The 15,888-nt window shown below is 47.0% G+C and carries 15 protein-coding genes; 10 read left to right on the forward strand and 5 right to left on the reverse strand.

The window, feature by feature from the left end; translation table 11 throughout:
• Nucleotides 1-331 precede the first annotated feature (331 nt).
• The 3 genes from OA34_RS05665 to ciaB form a co-directional block, all read right to left on the reverse strand.
• Entirely contained in the window at nt 332-1,024 is a 693-nt protein-coding gene (locus OA34_RS05665) for an ABC transporter permease (RefSeq protein WP_039673335.1), read from the reverse strand.
• Nucleotides 1,025-1,095: 71 nt separating this feature from the next.
• On the reverse strand, nt 1,096-2,541 hold the full coding sequence (locus tag OA34_RS05670; RefSeq protein ID WP_039673337.1) for an acetyl-CoA carboxylase biotin carboxylase subunit: 1,446 nt from the start codon (nt 2,539-2,541) through the stop codon (nt 1,096-1,098).
• Nucleotides 2,542-2,626: 85 nt separating this feature from the next.
• Nucleotides 2,627-4,489 carry an invasion protein CiaB gene (ciaB, locus tag OA34_RS05675; RefSeq protein WP_286682876.1) on the reverse strand — a complete coding sequence of 621 codons (1,863 nt, stop codon included), beginning with the start codon at nt 4,487-4,489 and terminating at the stop codon, nt 2,627-2,629.
• A gap of 72 nt (nt 4,490-4,561) precedes the next feature.
• Here ciaB and OA34_RS05680 point away from each other — a divergent pair, with 72 nt between their 5' ends.
• Genes OA34_RS05680 through OA34_RS05690 form a run of 3 tightly spaced genes read left to right on the forward strand, consistent with a single transcriptional unit; the run spans nt 4,562 to nt 7,440 of the window.
• Nucleotides 4,562-5,836: an O-acetylhomoserine aminocarboxypropyltransferase/cysteine synthase family protein gene (locus tag OA34_RS05680; protein WP_039673339.1), complete on the forward strand. Its 1,275-nt coding sequence runs from the start codon at nt 4,562-4,564 to the stop codon at nt 5,834-5,836.
• A 16-nt stretch (nt 5,837-5,852) separates the two neighbouring features.
• Complete coding sequence (locus OA34_RS05685) at nt 5,853-6,983, forward strand: nucleotidyl cyclase domain-containing protein (protein ID WP_039673341.1); 1,131 nt, start codon at nt 5,853-5,855, stop codon at nt 6,981-6,983.
• 7 nt (nt 6,984-6,990) lie between these two features.
• Nucleotides 6,991-7,440 (forward strand): YaiI/YqxD family protein, encoded by a 450-nt coding sequence (locus OA34_RS05690; protein ID WP_039673343.1) that lies wholly within the window; start codon nt 6,991-6,993, stop codon nt 7,438-7,440.
• A gap of 8 nt (nt 7,441-7,448) precedes the next feature.
• Here the strand turns inward: OA34_RS05690 and OA34_RS05695 are convergent, their stop codons facing one another.
• Entirely contained in the window at nt 7,449-8,258 is an 810-nt protein-coding gene (locus OA34_RS05695; protein ID WP_039673344.1) for a hypothetical protein, read from the reverse strand.
• Nucleotides 8,259-8,304: 46 nt separating this feature from the next.
• Nucleotides 8,305-9,339, reverse strand: coding sequence for a substrate-binding domain-containing protein (locus OA34_RS05700; protein ID WP_286682877.1), 1,035 nt, complete (start codon nt 9,337-9,339; stop codon nt 8,305-8,307).
• Between the two features lie 381 nt (nt 9,340-9,720).
• On the opposite strand from OA34_RS05700, the gene pstS reads away from it, so the two are divergent.
• The 7 genes from pstS to OA34_RS05735 all read left to right on the forward strand — a co-directional run bounded on the left by pstS (nt 9,721) and on the right by OA34_RS05735 (nt 15,885).
• Nucleotides 9,721-10,716, forward strand: a complete 996-nt coding sequence (pstS, locus tag OA34_RS05705) for a phosphate ABC transporter substrate-binding protein PstS (protein WP_039673985.1) — start codon at nt 9,721-9,723, stop codon at nt 10,714-10,716.
• Between the two features lie 63 nt (nt 10,717-10,779).
• Nucleotides 10,780-11,646 (forward strand): phosphate ABC transporter permease subunit PstC, encoded by an 867-nt coding sequence (pstC, locus tag OA34_RS05710; protein ID WP_039673348.1) that lies wholly within the window; start codon nt 10,780-10,782, stop codon nt 11,644-11,646.
• The gene (gene pstA / locus OA34_RS05715; RefSeq protein ID WP_286682878.1) at nt 11,639-12,487 is read left to right on the forward strand and encodes a phosphate ABC transporter permease PstA; all 849 of its coding nucleotides are present in this window, start codon (nt 11,639-11,641) and stop codon (nt 12,485-12,487) included. The genes pstC and pstA overlap by 8 nt, the downstream gene beginning before the upstream one ends.
• Nucleotides 12,488-12,497: 10 nt before the next feature.
• A complete protein-coding gene (gene pstB, locus OA34_RS05720; protein WP_039673350.1) occupies nt 12,498-13,289 on the forward strand; it encodes a phosphate ABC transporter ATP-binding protein PstB in 792 nt (263 codons plus the stop codon).
• Between the two features lie 77 nt (nt 13,290-13,366).
• A complete protein-coding gene (locus OA34_RS05725) occupies nt 13,367-14,143 on the forward strand; it encodes a dioxygenase family protein (protein ID WP_039673352.1) in 777 nt (258 codons plus the stop codon).
• A gap of 141 nt (nt 14,144-14,284) precedes the next feature.
• Nucleotides 14,285-14,719 carry a CHASE3 domain-containing protein gene (locus OA34_RS05730; RefSeq protein WP_039673354.1) on the forward strand — a complete coding sequence of 145 codons (435 nt, stop codon included), beginning with the start codon at nt 14,285-14,287 and terminating at the stop codon, nt 14,717-14,719.
• A gap of 116 nt (nt 14,720-14,835) precedes the next feature.
• A complete protein-coding gene (locus OA34_RS05735; RefSeq protein ID WP_286682879.1) occupies nt 14,836-15,885 on the forward strand; it encodes a methyl-accepting chemotaxis protein in 1,050 nt (349 codons plus the stop codon).
• Nucleotides 15,886-15,888: the final 3 nt, after the last annotated feature.

A 15,888-nucleotide genomic window follows, 5' to 3' on the forward strand; every position in this document is an offset into this window, starting at 1 on the left:
AACGTCGAAAGACTGGCTTCGAGTAGATCGACGCTTAAGCCCTTAATCTCGCCTTTATCGCGAAAACTAAAGGGCGGATTCGGCGCAGCATACACTAACGGCTCGAGCGCAAAAGAGGGAGTCACACACACAGAAATCACCGTAACGCAAAGCGCGAAAGCAAAATACAAACGATGCATCATTTATTCTTAATAGCGTTGTCATGACAGCATAGATAAGAAAAAATACTAAAATATATTATAAAGGATTCTTTAAAATTGTAGTCCTATCTAGCTTAATTCAAGCAAAAGAGTGTGACAAAATGGACGAAAAAAATGTCAAAAAACGAAGGCTATTTGTACAAACGCGGTAAATACGCCAAATAAATAATATTGCTCATCGCTCCGCTGCATAAAACCATTCCCATAACGACGATTTGATAACGAACGGCAACTAAAGGATCGACTCCGGAGAGGATTTGTCCGGTCATCATCCCCGGAAGCGAAACGAAGCCTACTGCTAAAAATTGATTAATTTGAGGGATCATCGACGCTTTAAACGCGATCGAACGTGCTTTTTCATGAGGAAGATGTTCTTTTTCTTTTTCGTAGCGTTCGGCGGCTAAAGAGAGGGCATTCATTGCATTGGCATAAATCATTCCCGCCAAAGGAATCACAAACCTAGCGTCAAACGGATTGTTTAATTCAAGGACAACCCATAAAACCCACGCTAAATTAAACGAACCTCCCAAAACGATGGAAACCAAAATAAGCCCGAACGTTTTGAAATCTTTTTGGGGAATATTGCGTCTCGCGATAAACGAAGCCGTCGTTACCATCACGATCAGCAGTAAAGAGAGCATCCAAAGCGTATTCGTCTCAAACAAAGAGGTTAAAACGTATCCGACGAGGATCAATTGAACGCTCATACGAAGCGTTGCTTGCGCGATCTCGCCTTTTTTCCCGACCCATCGATAATAGGCATATCCGACAATGCTTAAAGGAATGATCATAAAAAGCAGATGCGATAAAGCGATGGTCTGCATGAGAACCTTAGGAACGATTCAAGAAGCGCGGCACTTCTCGAATCGTTGTTAAGAATTTTTACGAAAAGAGCCTATTGACCGCGTTGTTTCAATGCTGCGACGATTGCCGCGATGTACTCTTCTTTGCTTTCGTCTTCTTCGATATCGTGAAGTGCATCTAGCGTAAAGGTCGGTAATTTATGGTCAAGGTAAGTCGTATTGAAAATACCCGCTTTAAAGTCTTCGTCGCGAACGATTTGGCGGTGAAGCGGAACGTTGGTAGGAATACCCCAAATAATAAACTCGTTCAACGCACGTTTTGCGCGGCGAACCGTTCCTTCCCAGTCAAGTCCCGTCACGATCAATTTTCCGATCATCGAGTCGTAATTGCTCGGAACGATATAATCTTTATAACCGATCGAATCCATACGAACGCCCGGACCGCCGGGGGAGAGATGGCGCGTAATGCGTCCGGAGGAAGGAATGAAACCGACTTTAGGATCTTCGGCATTAATACGAAATTCGATCGCATAACCTCTAAATTTAATGTCCTCTTGCATAAACGGCAAGCGTTGACCCTCTGCAATACGAATCATACGGTAGATAATATCCACGCCCGAAATCTGCTCGGTAATCGTATGTTCGACTTGAACGCGCGTATTCATCTCGATAAAGTAGAAGTTGTCGTCTTCGTCCACAAGGTATTCGATCGTACCTACGCTTTCGTAACCGAGCTTGATCATCGCTTTTTTAGACGTACGAAGTAACTCTTTGCGAATCTCTTCGTTAAGTCTTGGGCTCGGAGCGATTTCAACCACTTTTTGGTGCTTTCGCTGAATCGAACAATCCCGTTCGCCTAAGTGAATGACGTTGCCGTATTTATCGGCGACGATTTGGACTTCGATGTGGCGGGGATTGGAAAGATACTTTTCGATAAACGCATCGCCTCTACCGAAAAAGCGTTTCGCTTCTTGCGTTGCCGCTTCAAACATCGAAGCAAACTCTTCTTCTTTTTTGACGATACGCATACCGCGACCGCCGCCGCCGAATGCCGCTTTGATGATGACCGGAAAACCGATCTCTTTAGCGATTTTCGTTGCTTCGGTAATATCCGTAATCGGCGTATCCGTTCCCTCGACGACCGGAACACCGACGGCTTTCATCGCCACTTTAGACGCCATTTTATCGCCGAAAAGTGCGATGTGTTCAGGTTTTGGACCGATGAACGTAATGCCGTTATCGATACAGTGTTGCGCAAAATCAGGATTTTCGGATAAGAAACCGTATCCCGGGTGAATGGCATCCGCGCCTACTTCTTTCGCCAAAGCGACGATTCGCTCGTAGTCTAAATAGGCTTGAATCGGATCGCCGTCGATCAGATAACACTCGTCCGCCTTGCGTACCCAAACGCCCCTCGCGTCAATCGTAGAGAAAATACAAACACTTTTGATTTCCAACTCTTGACATGCCCGAATAATTCTAAGCGCAATCTCGCCGCGATTTGCGATGAGCACTTTTTTTATTTTTTGTGTTTGCACAACTATCTCCCCAAAGAAATTAAGGGTGTTATTATAGCACTAAAATGCCCAATTAAAAAATGATTAAGACATTTTTTTGACATTTTCAAAGCCAATCGGAGCGTTTACTCTGCTCGTCGATCTGCCTTCCGATCGTTTGATGCAAATGCCAATAATACTCCACAAACCGCTTCACGTCCGTACGGCAAGGCATGTATAAACCTTCGGCATTTTGAGACGCAAAGCGATCTAAAAAGATTTTTGCATCGTTTTGGGCAAGGTAATGTTTTGCCAAATCGGTATAGGTCTGAAGATACCAACTTTTGAGTTTTTCATACACCGCGTCGCTTTGATCGATGCATAACGTTTCGTCAAATCGTAAAACGCCGCTTTCGAACAATCCGTTTAAATGGATCAATCCTTCGCAATAATAAGGCTCGACTTCGCTTGTTTTCATCCACGCGATCAATCCGACGCTTCGTTTGATCGTATCGCTTAAAAGCGCTCTTTTGAGCGTCGCATCTTCGTGCATAAAAAAGGCGACCAAACCGCCCGTCGTCGCTTTGAACTCTTCGATATTTTTAAAAACGCCGCTTCGATTCATTCGGGTTTCCGTTCCCTCGTCCATCCACAAAATATGCCCGTATTCATGCCCGATCGTACCGACTTCGTAGATGCGATGCCACAAATCCGGACGATGAAAGAGAATGTCGCGTTCTTCGTCGATAAAGGCTTTTCCGAAAACTTCGTGATGGATTTTCAAAAAAGGCTTGGCGCGTTGGGCGTCCAAAACGTTATCGGCAAACGCAAAAATCTTTTTGCCGCGCTCCTTGCTTACCGTTTCGTCGTTAGGAACGACTTGTGCGGAAAAAAGCCCGTTGAACTCCGCCGCGTAAAAAAGTGCCGGACGACCGATATAGAGTTGCACGCGTTTTAAGTTGGAGAGGACATTTTCCCTCACATGCGTTTGCGTCGAGCCTAAAGCGTCGTACAAACGCACAAACGTCTGCTCGATTCGCGCATACGTCGTTGCGGCGCTTTGGTGTTCGGGGCGTGAAAGCCTGACGTCCCACTCGAGGGCAACCGCTTTTTTGTAATGGTCTTCATAGTATTCTAAAGGGTGTCCGATTTGAATCGGAGCGGTCATATCCATCCATGTTCGATCCACGTTCGCCCATTTGGCGATCAATTGCGTGCGGTCTTCTTCGCCGAAGGCTTGATCCAAGGCTTGAAAATAGCGTACGTACGCCTCTTTTTGTCCCCAAACAAGATCGTCCAAAGCGTTTAAGTCTTCAACCAAAGAGCCGATTGCCGCGCGTACGCTTGCGACTTCGCGCGGAAATGCCGTTGCGTACGCCTGAGCGATATAACCGTTTTCGACTTTTTGCAGTACGGAATACGAACGATCGCCCTCTTCACCGCAAGGATCGGGATCGAAGAGCCCCTTTTCGTGGAGCATCGCGGCGATTTTTTGTCCGTCGCGCTCGTATTCCAGTTCCAAAAGCGGATTGATCGTGTTGACGATGTGCTCGTTCCATTGCGATTGCCATTCGCTCATTGCGACGCCTATTTCGTGTACGCCTTGTAAAACACGTCGGTAAAACGGCGAAAAAAGTGCCTCTTGTTCGACGGTTTCGATCAACGACGCGTGGCGTTTCATATAAAACGCTTTCACCCAAAGATAAGCTTTTTCTTTGGCTTGCGCGATAAAGACGGCGTCTTTGCCCTCTTTTTCCAACGCCTGAACGAGTTGGTCGTCTCGGAGATTGATCAGTCTTGTTAACGCCGCGACGCGATTGTCGCGCGTTTGAGCCAACTCGACCTCTTCCAAAAACGCATCGATCAGCGTCGCAACATCGACGTCAAACGCTTCGTGCTCGACCAAGCCGAAATAATCGCCCAACTCTTTTTGGCGCATCGCTACGATTTCGTACAATCGCGCCCAATCGTTTAAAAATTTTGCTTTCATCACTTCATTCTCGTGTTTTTTTAAGTATAATTTTATCTCATTTAATCTCATGAACGCTTTAAAGGATACATAATGTCACACGACTGGGCGATTGAAACCAAAACCATTCAATGCGGGTGGGAGCCGAAAAACGGCGAGCCGCGCGTCCTTCCCATTTACCAGAGCACTACGTACAAATACGACAGCGTCAAAGAAGTTGCGATGCTTTTCGATTTGGAAGCGCCGGGGCATATGTATTCGCGTATTTCCAATCCTACATGTGAAGCCTTAGAAAACAAAATCGCCGCCCTCGAAGGCGGTGTGGGCGCATTGGTTACCTCTTCGGGGCAAAACGCTTCGACGATCGCTATCGCCAATATTTGCTCCTCGGGCGACCACTTTATCGCCGTAGGTGCGATTTACGGCGGAACCGTTTCGTTATTTACCAACACGCTGAAAAAAATGGGTATCGACGTCACGCTCGTGGACGCAAGCCTCTCCAAAGAGGAACTCAAAACGTTTTTCAGACCCAATACCAAAGCGATTTTCGGCGAAACCATCGCCAATCCGAAACTTGACGTTCTCGATTTTGAAAAATTTTCCGCCTTGGCGCACGAGATGGACGTCCCTTTAATCGTGGATAATACGTTTGCCACGCCTTACCTTTGCCGCCCGCTGGAACTCGGAGCGCACATCGTCATTCACTCGGCGACCAAATACCTCGACGGTCACGCGATCAGCGTCGGAGGCGTGATCGTAGACGGCGGTACATTTAACTGGCGTAACGGTAAATTTCCCGAATTTACCGAACCCGACAAAAGTTACCACGGCATCGTCTATACCGAAAAATTCGGCAATCTCGCCTACATCGTCAAAGCCCGCGTTCAGTGGATTCGCGACATCGGTTCGTACTTGACGCCGATGAATGCTTTTTTAACCAACCTCGGCACGGAAACCTTACATGTCAGAATGGACAGGCATTGCGAAAACGCCTTAAAGCTCGCTTCGTTTTTAGAAGCGCATCCCAAAGTCGGCTGGGTCAACTATCCTGCACTCCCTTCGCATAAAGATTACGCATTAGCGCAAAAGTACCTCAAAGGCGCGAGCGGCGTTTTAACGTTCGGCGTTAAAGGCGGAAGGGACGAAGGCGAAAAAGTGATGAACGCACTCAAACTTGCCGCCATCGTCGTACATGTCGCCGACGTTCGCACGGGCGTGTTGCATCCGGCGAGCATGACGCACCGTCAACTCAGCGACGAAGAACAACTCAAAGCCGGCGTGACGCCAGATTTGGTTCGCGTTACCGTAGGACTCGAAAATATCGACGATATTATCGCCGATTTCGACCAAGCACTTCGTACGATTTAGCACGCAAAGGATCCGCATGAACACGAGCCGTTACGAAACGATCAACACGTATCTCAATCGAGGGATTCTCGAAGCCGCTATCAACTTCGCCAAAATGCACGAAAGCCCGTTTTGCTTGGTAAAATTCGGCTTTGAGGTCGATGTCGAAGACGGCTTTTTCTTCCGAGACGTGATCACGTTTATGCATTCGGAACTCTCGTTTCAAACGATTTTGCAACAATCAAACGACACCTTCGTCGTCATCTTGCGCGATACGAAACTGCACCATGCCAAAAAAATCATGAAACACGTAGAGCACGCCTTGAAGGTCTATTTTAAAGTCGAGCTCAAAAGCATCGGCATCACGCTTTACGATCCGAGCGATACGTACAAAAGCCTGATGGATCGGCTCGATAAATACTACGTTATGTCCAAACTTTCGACGCGCAAAAAGATTTTTTACGGCACCTTGGAGTTTGACTTTTACGAAACGCATACCCAAAACGACGTCTTAGCCGCTATCTTGCGTAAAGACAAACGCGTCACGTTGCATAATCTTTACAACGGTATTCCCATTCAAGAAGAAGCCAGCGTCGCCCACTTCGACGAGGGCGTAGCACAACTGAAAATTACGACGCCCAAAATTCATTACTACGGCTTGGAACACTTTACGTTTTTACAACACGACAAAATCCCTAACGTCATCAAAGCCAAAATCATCAAAGTCGATCCGGCAAAATCCTTGGTCGTCTTGACGCAACTTGAATTTTTAGACGCTTCGCCGCTTGATCGCTCCTACATCCGCATTCAACCGCAAAAAGCGATTAACGCGACACTTTTACGCACGAAAATCAAACTCTTCGACGGTATGATCGACAATCTATCGGAAAGTGCGATCGTGCTTCGCGTCAAATTGGGCGATATTGAAAAGATTTTACAAAAGGGACTTTTGGAGGAGACGTTTGAGATTCGTTTTCAACTGCCCAGCGACAAAGGCTTTTTAACGATGATTAGCGCGGATGCGACGATTTTTAGCCTCATCAACGAAACGCTTGTGCTTGCGATTCAACCCAACGCGTTTATGAAATCCAAAATTCATCAGTACATCGCCATGCGCCAAAACGGGCTCTTGATGGAACTACGCCATCAACTCAAACATCGAAGTTAGACGACGTATGGCACTTTACGTCGATGCCGACGCTTTTCCTAACCTACTGAAAGACATTTTGCTGCGCGCCGTTTCCAAACGCGAGATTACGACCTATTTCGTCGCGAACAAACCCATCCCTTTGCCCGCCTCGTCGCACCTTCATAGGATCGTCGTCGCCCAAGGAGCCGATGAAGCCGACCGCTATATCTTTGAACATGTTAAGCCCCATGAGTTGGTCGTGACGGCGGATATTCCTTTGGCAAATCGACTCGTCGACAAAGAAGTTTTGGTACTCGACCCTAGAGGAACGCTCTACGACGAACACAATATCAAAAGCCTGCTTGCGATGCGAAATCTCATGCAAGAACTCAGAGATGCGGGTGAAATTACCGGCGGACCAAGCGCGATCGGTGAAAAGCAAAAACGCGCTTTTGCCGATACGCTCAACGCCCTTTTACAAAAATATTCGTTTTAAACGCCGCTTTATTTCTCCGATGCAAACAAAAGAGCCTGCGAACGGCTCATCATACGCGGCACCACGTCGTCAAAGGCGTCGCTTACGTTTTTACGTTTGGCTTGAATGTTGCTTGCCAAACGATCAAACCCTTGCGTATAGGTCTCGAAAACCTCTTTAAACGCTTTAATGCGCTTGACGCTCTCTTTATTGTCGACTAAAAGCTCGATCTTGTCGGCATGCTTTTTAACGATGTCTTTCATCTCTTTGGTTCGAATCAAGAAAAATTCACTGTTATTGAGCGAATACGACGCTACGGCCAGTTTATACTTCAACGCCGCGTCCAAAAGATGCGCCGCACTGTTGCCGCTCATCGGATCGTTATCGGTAAACGCCTGAAACAAAATACGGTTGGGATGCTCTTCCAATAAGGCATCGTACTTGACGAAAATCTCCACTTCGATCTTGGCATTCTCTTCTTCAAGCGCGATGATCGCTTTGAACAAACGATCAAAAGCTTGCATATCGCGACGCAAGGCATCGATCGTTTGCGCACGGTTTTTGTCCTGAGACGATTGCGCGTCCAAAGTGTCTAAGAGCGCGTACAGACGTTTGGCTTCTTGATCGAAATCGATCAGGTATTTTTTATCTTGGACGATCATATACTCTTTCACGTCCAAACGTAACTTCATAAGCGTCGGGCTCATCGAATGAAGCGTCTCAAGCGTCGCTTTTTGCGTTTGAGAGGGGCTTTGCGATTGCATGACATGGACGCCCGCAATCGTAAGGGCTACCGTGCCTACCAACGCAAAAGCGCATCCTAAAATCGTTCGTTGCATTCCGTGTTTCCTTTCTAAAAGCGTGCCCTATCGAAGGCAAGATAGCTTAGGGTAAAATCGTATTTTTCTTGACCATTGCTTCGGTCAGTTTGGTTTGAGCCCAAACGGCGACTTGCACTTTTTTCAATTCGCGCTCGTCCATCGGAATCAAGCCGATGCGTTGCAGTGCTCCTTTGAGACCTATCATGTTTGCGTTCGTGTACACTTTAATGAACGCGTCCATGCCTTTAACGTCGTTTCGGTGGGCGTTTTTGATGTAAAGATACAACCCTCGCGCTATCGGATATTCGCCCGAAGAGATCGTTTGAAAAGTGGGGTCTTTGCCGTCGACGTGTGCGCCTTGGATTTTATCGGCGTTCTCTTCAAGATAGCTATAACCGAAAATACCGAACGCTTCGAGGTCTTTTGTCAGTTTACGCACGACCAAATCATCGTTTTCCGCCGCGGGAACATACACGTCGTCTTGGCGAATGGCTTTGTATTTGCCTTTTTGATCGCCGTACGCGTCAAAATGTTTAGAAGCATGCTCCATGACCATCTCTTCGAAAGAATCGCGCGTTCCAGAAGTTGTCGGAGGGCCGTAAACGACGATTTTGCGATTGGGAAGCGAAGGGTCGATTTCATTCCATGTTTTGTACGGATTTTTGACCAAGCTTTTGCCGTCTTTAGAGGGAACTTCTTCGGCAAGCGCTAGAAAAATCTGTTCGCGCGTCAGCGATATGTCGGGATTTTTTTGTGAATGGGCAAATACGATGCCGTCAAATCCGACTTTCATACCGGTAATGTCACTCACGCCGTTTTTGACGCACGTTTCATATTCGCTTTGCTTCATCGGGCGTGAAGCATTCGTTATATCGGGCGTATCGGGGCCTACGCCGGCACAAAACAGTTTCATTCCTCCGCCCGTTCCGGTCGACTCGACACGCGGAAGCGGATTGCTTTTCGCGGCAAATGCCTTGGCGACGTAGGTCGTAAACGGATAAACCGTCGAAGAACCGACGATATAAATTTGATCTCTCGCAACGGCAACGCCGCTTAAAGAGGCAATGCCCAACAACCACACGATAACACGTTTTGACATGTTCATCCTAACGCTCCTTCTTTTTATTTTCATCACGGCGTTTAGGCAAAGCCCAAACACCTACGCTCGCCGCTTGGGCACTAAAGCTTGCCTCGTTCGAGGCAGAAGTTTTCAAATGCCGCACCCACTGTTTTTCATCTTTTTCATCACGGTGTTTAGGCAAAGCCCAAACACCTACGCTCGCCGCTTGGACGTTTAAACTTTTTTGATCCGATGCAATTGCAAACGCTATATTAAAGGGATTTCATTACGATGCGATTACGTTTCTTTTTTGACATGTCACACTTCAAAAAGGGTCTTACATGTAATCAAACGGTAACCAATTCCTATTAGAATGCCTCTTGTTATATCAAACTTCAGCAAAGGGGAATTTCAATGAAGATGAATAGAATGTTACTTCTTTCAGCTCTAGCGGCAGTCAGCCTTGTAGCGGCAGATAAAATCAACGGCGCGGGTGCTAGCTTTCCGGCTCCGATCTATTATAAATGGGCGCACGATTACCAAGCACAAACCGGCGTACAAGTCAATTATCAATCTATCGGTTCCGGCGGCGGTATTAAACAAATCGAAGCGCGTACGGTTGATTTCGGAGCTTCCGATGAACCGCTTGAAGCTAAACGCTTGGGCGAGAGCAAACTCCTTCAATTTCCTGCCGTTGTCGGTGCCATCTGTTTAGCATACAACCTTCCCGAACTTGAAGGCAAAGAAGTTAAACTTTCTAATGCCGTCGTCGAAGCCATTTTCTTAGGCACGATTACCAAATGGAACGATCCTAAAATTGCCGCGGACAACGCAGGCGTAGCTCTTCCGGATAAAACAATCACGATTGCGTATCGATCTGATGGAAGCGGTACGACATGGAACTTTACCTACTGGCTTGATAAAATGGGTAAAACATGGCATGAAAAAGTGGGCTTGGGTAAAACCGTTCAATGGCCTGTAGGTATCGGCGGAAAAGGTAACGAAGGCGTGACCAATATGATCAAACAAACTCCGGGCTCTATCGGTTATATCGAAACGGCATATGCTGCAAAAAATAACCTTCCGATGGCAACGCTTCAAAGTGCCGAGGGTACGTGGGTAAAAGCAACGACCGAAAATATTATGGCGGCTGCGGCGAACGCAAAATGGAAAGGCGAAGAGGGCTTTTATCAAATCCTTGCTTCACAACCGGGTAAAAATACGTATCCAATCGTAGCGGCAACGTTTATTCTTTTACCTCAAGAAAAAGCGGCTGAAAACAAAGAAGTCTCAAAATTCTTTACGTTCGCGTTTGAAAAAGGTGCGGAGGAAGCTGAAAAATTGGGCTATATCCCACTTCCTAAACCGACCGTAGAAGCCATCGAAGCTTACTTGAAAACCAACGGCGCAAAATAATTTTAACTCGCGGGGCTTAAGCTCCGCGACACCTTATCTCCTTGTGAAGGAAACCACTTCGTTATGAAGCATTTTAATATCGGCGACTTTATTTTCGGCAACCTCGCGAGATTGATGTCGATCTCGGTTTTAGTGATTTTAGTGAGTATTTTTTACGTTCTCTACGATCATGCCAAACTGGCAATCGATAAACTCGGTTTTAAATTTATTTTCGATACCAACTGGGCACCCAACGTCGAGCAATTCGGCGCGTTTCCCGCCATTTACGGAACTCTGAGCAGTACGTCTATCGCTATGGTGTTAGCCACGCCTATCGCTTTGGGTATTGCGATTTTTCTTTCCGAAATCGTTCGAGGCGGAATCAAAACGCTGATCGGTACGATGATCGAGCTTTTAGCGGCGATCCCGTCCATCGTTTACGGTATGTGGGGACTTTTTTTCTTCGTGCCCGTCATTCAAGCACTCACGCACAGTTCGGGAATCGGAACGTTGACGGCGAGCGTTATCTTAGCAATTATGATTATTCCCTTTACCGCCGCGGTCTCAAGAGACGCGATGGATACGACGCCTGATATTCTCAAAGAATCGGCATACGCACTGGGAGCGACCAAATGGGACGTAATTAAAGACGTCGTGATTCCGTTTGCCAAAGTGGGCATTATCGGCTCGATTATTCTCTCTTTAGGAAGGGCTTTGGGTGAAACGATGGCGGTAACCTTCGTTATGGGAAACGCCACACGTATGCCTTCTTCCATTTTAGAACCCGCCACGAGTATTCCGGTCATTTTGGCAAACGAATTTAGCGAAGCCGACGGCGATTTGTACTATTCGAGCCTCTTTTTCTTGGCACTGATCTTATTCGTACTGAGCTTCGGCGTCATCGCCGTAGCCAAATTCGTCTTTTTACGTAAAGTGAGAAAAAATGGTTAATAAATCCTCGTATCAAAAACGCAAAATCAATAATATCATTGCCCTCTCCTTAGCCTCTTTTGCGACGGTTTTAGGCATTTTCTTCCTTTTTTGGATTTTGGGTATTTTACTGTTTAACGGATTGTCGCACATCTCTTGGGAAATTTTTAGCGTTGACGGTGCACCTCCGGGCATTGAACCGAGCGGTTTACGCCATGCGCTTGTGGGACATTTGATGCTCACCGTAAGCTCGACGATGATCGGCGTACCGATGGGATTGCTAGCAGGAACGTACCTAAGCGAATACGGTGCAAATTCTCGTTTTGCCAATTTCACGCGCGATATTTCCGATATTATGATGTCAGCACCTTCCATCATTATCGGTGTTTTCGTCTACGGTATCTTGGTCATGCCATTTCGTCAATTTTCCGGTTGGGCGGGAAGCATCGCGCTTGCGATCATTATGATTCCGGTCATTATCCGAACGACCGATGACATGTTAGCCCTCGTTCCAAGAGAACTTCGCGAAGCCGCTTACGCTCTGGGTGCTCCCAAATGGAAAGTTATCGTCCAAATCGTCTACAAAGGGGCTATAACGGGTATTACGACCGGTATCTTGCTAGGCGTTGCCAGAGTAGCCGGCGAAACGGCACCGTTACTGTTCACCGCCTTTAACAACAACTTTTTCTCGACCGATATGAACGATTCCATCGCCTCATTGACAGTGACCATGTTTAACTACACGATGAGTCCGTTTCACGACTGGCAAGCCATCGGTTGGGCAAGTGCCGCTATTTTGGCATTTACCATTCTTGCCGTGAACATCATCGGACGCATTATTATCAAACGTAAAAAACGCTAAAAGGAAATCGATGTCTACCATCACGACCATTACCGATCCTCTCGAACTTGAAGTCAAAGACTTTAACTTTTACTATGCGGGTAAAAACGAACCCAACCTTAAAGCGGTCAATATGCCGATCGCGCAGAAAAAAGTCACCGCACTGATCGGTCCTAGCGGATGCGGTAAAACGACCTTGCTTCGATCGTTCAACCGTATGCACGATTTGTATCCGGGAAACCGCTACGAAGGCGAAATTCACTTTCATATGGACAATAAAAATCTTCTTTCCAAAGAGACCGACCTTATCGCGCTTCGTATGAAAATCGGTATGATTTTCCAAAAACCGACCCCGTTTCCGATGAGCATTTTCGATAACGTTGCCTACGGACTTCGCCTTCAAGGGCTCAAAGATAAAAAAGTCATTGCCGAAAAAGTCGAAAAAGCCCTTCGAGGTGCCGCGTTGTGGGACGAAGTTAAAGACCGACTTAAAGACGGTGCATCCGCGCTTTCGGGCGGTCAGCAACAACGTTTGTGTATCGCACGCGCCGTTGCGGTTGAACCTCAGGTTCTTCTCTTCGACGAACCGACCTCCGCACTCGATCCGATTTCGACCATTTCGATCGAACAGCTTATTATCGAACTCAAAGAGCAACTTACCGTCATCATCGTTACGCACAACCTTCAGCAAGCCGCGCGAATTTCAGACTATACGGCGTTTATGTATTTGGGCGAGCTCATCGAACTTGACCATACGAAAAATATGTTCGTCAATCCGCAAGAAAAACTGACCGAAGAGTACATCACGGGAAGATTCGGTTAATTTCCGATCTTCCTTTGCTTTTTATCGATTGTTAATCTTTTGCCGTTATAATACGTTTTTCGACAAAGGATACGTTGATGACGCAAACGATGCCGAGCCTTTTTATCTCCCACGGCTCGCCGATGAACTTGGTGTTGGACAACCGTTTTACGCAAGCGTTGGAAACGCTCAGCACCCGCTTGGTGCTTCCTAAAGCGATTTTAGTCGTTTCGGCGCATTGGTACGCCGATCAAACGGCCGTAAGCATCGCTTCGGGCATTACCTACGAAACACTCTACGATTTTTACGGTTTCCCGCCCTCTTTGTACGAACTCTCCTACGAGAGCCCGAGCAATAATTCGCTCTCCAAACACGTTAGCGATCTCTTAGGCGGTATCCCTATGGTCGAACGCGGCTTGGATCACGGGGCTTGGATGCCGCTTTATTACCTCTTTCCCAAAGCCAGCATTCCCGTGATAGAACTGAGCATCAATAAACATTTACGTTTCGACGAACATGTCGCTTTAGGTAAAAAACTCGCCTCTTTGCGCGATGAGGGAGTCATGCTCATCGCCAGCGGAAACGTCACGCACAACTTGGGAACGGTCGATTTTTACACTATCGATGCAACGCCGCCGATATGGGCGCAAAACGTCGATGCGTATATCGATCATGCTTTTGTGCAAAACGACATACAAAGTCTGATCGATATAGAACGTCGATGCGAAACATTTAAAACCGCCCATCCGAGCGTCGATCACTATGTACCGCTTCTTTATACGGCAGGTTCGCGCAGAGCCGACGATACGCTAAGCGTATTAACGCCTTTTTTCCAAAACGCCAGCCTTTCGATGAGAGGATTTATGCTTCATTAGCGCTTTTTCCTAACGAGCGTCGATCAAGCCGATTTTTGACATGTCACGCTCGTTTTGCTCCTATCTCACGCCAAATCTCACACAGACAAATTACAATGTAAAAGGCGTTTAAAACGCGCTATTGATTGTAAGGGAAATTTTATGTTTCAGACGATTCAAGCCAAACTACTTTTTTTACTGGTCATTATTCTTACAGGAACTTTGGGACTCAGTTATTTGCTCATACACAACGGCTCTCACGCGCAAACCGCCGTGGAAAAAGTGCAAACTATCGGCAAATTGCCGCGTTATACGGCGGAGCTTTTGATGTATTCCAGAGGGTATCAGATATCCTACGCTCAAAAATTTATGGACGATTCCTATCAAGCACAAACCAACCTTATTCAAGCCATCGACGAGCTTAAGACTATGCTTAGCTCTCCTCAAGAGATCGAACTTTTAGAACGCATCGCAAAAGGCGTTGAGGAGTTTAAAGCTTCCAGTACGCCACGCTTTGAGATGCTGAAAAAATACAAAGAGACAACCAACTCCCGGAATTTCTCGCCACGTCTGAGGGAAAGAAATTTACCGAGCTGACCAACATCGGACGAACCGCGTTTATTGCGATCTCCAAAAATTCCGATGAACTTTCCAAACTGATCGAACACGAAGAAGATGCCAAGCTTGATAAAGCGCAACACATCGGCATTACGGTGGCACTTCTCATCTTAGGTTTTACGACGTTTCTTTTTAGATTTATCGCCCTGAAGATCAAAAAATCGCTTTCCAAAGCGGCTCAAGAGTGCGAGTACATCGGGCGAACCAAAGATCTAAGCCGTCCGATTGAAAGCATCGGCAATGACGAGATCGCTGACATCATGCGAACGATCAATGCACTTTTCGATCAATTACGCACCGCGATTGACGATGCCAAACGCACCGCAACGGAAAATGCCGCCGTCGCCGAAGAACTCTCTTCGACTTCGCTTCAAATTGGCAAACGCACCGAAGAGACCGATAAAGAAGTCGACCATGCGGTCAAAACAACGCAAAACGTTGCAACCATTTTACACGAAAGCGAGAACAATGCCCATCACGCGGGAACGATCATGCAAAATGTCGCCGATGATTTGCATAACGCTTCTAGTGAAGTGCTTGCCGTATCGTCCGACCTTCAAGCCGTTGTCCTCAATCAAACCGATCTTTCCGCACGTTTAGAACAACTCGATCAAGAAGTAACGCAAGTGCAACAAGTGCTTTTAGTCATCGCCTATATTGCCGATCAGACCAACCTACTAGCACTCAACGCCGCCATCGAAGCCGCGCGCGCTGGAGAGCACGGTCGTGGATTTGCCGTCGTCGCCGATGAAGTACGCAAGCTCGCCGAACGTACACAAAAAAGCCTTGTGGAAAGCCACTCCACTGTAGCCCTCATCACCCAGTCGGTTGCAACGACTTCCGAGCTGATGAAGAAGAACGCCCAAGAGATTCAAGCACTCGGCAATCGCGCCGAAAACACTCAACGCTTAATGCTGAAAACCGTCGATAGTATGAACGAAACGTCCGCCGTTGCACAAAGCTCCGCTCAAAAAGCCAAACACGGAAGCAAAGAAGCGGACGTCATGCTAGAGCGTGTGGCGACGATCCACAAGCTAACCTCGATTAATGCCCGAAGTGTCGAAGAGATCGCCAGCGCAGCAGAACACCTCGCCAAACTCTCCACCAATTTAAGCAACGCTCTCTCAACGTTTAAAACCGCTTAAAAT

This window comes from Sulfurospirillum sp. MES (genome assembly GCF_000789415.1).
Lineage (GTDB): Bacteria > Campylobacterota > Campylobacteria > Campylobacterales > Sulfurospirillaceae > Sulfurospirillum > Sulfurospirillum cavolei.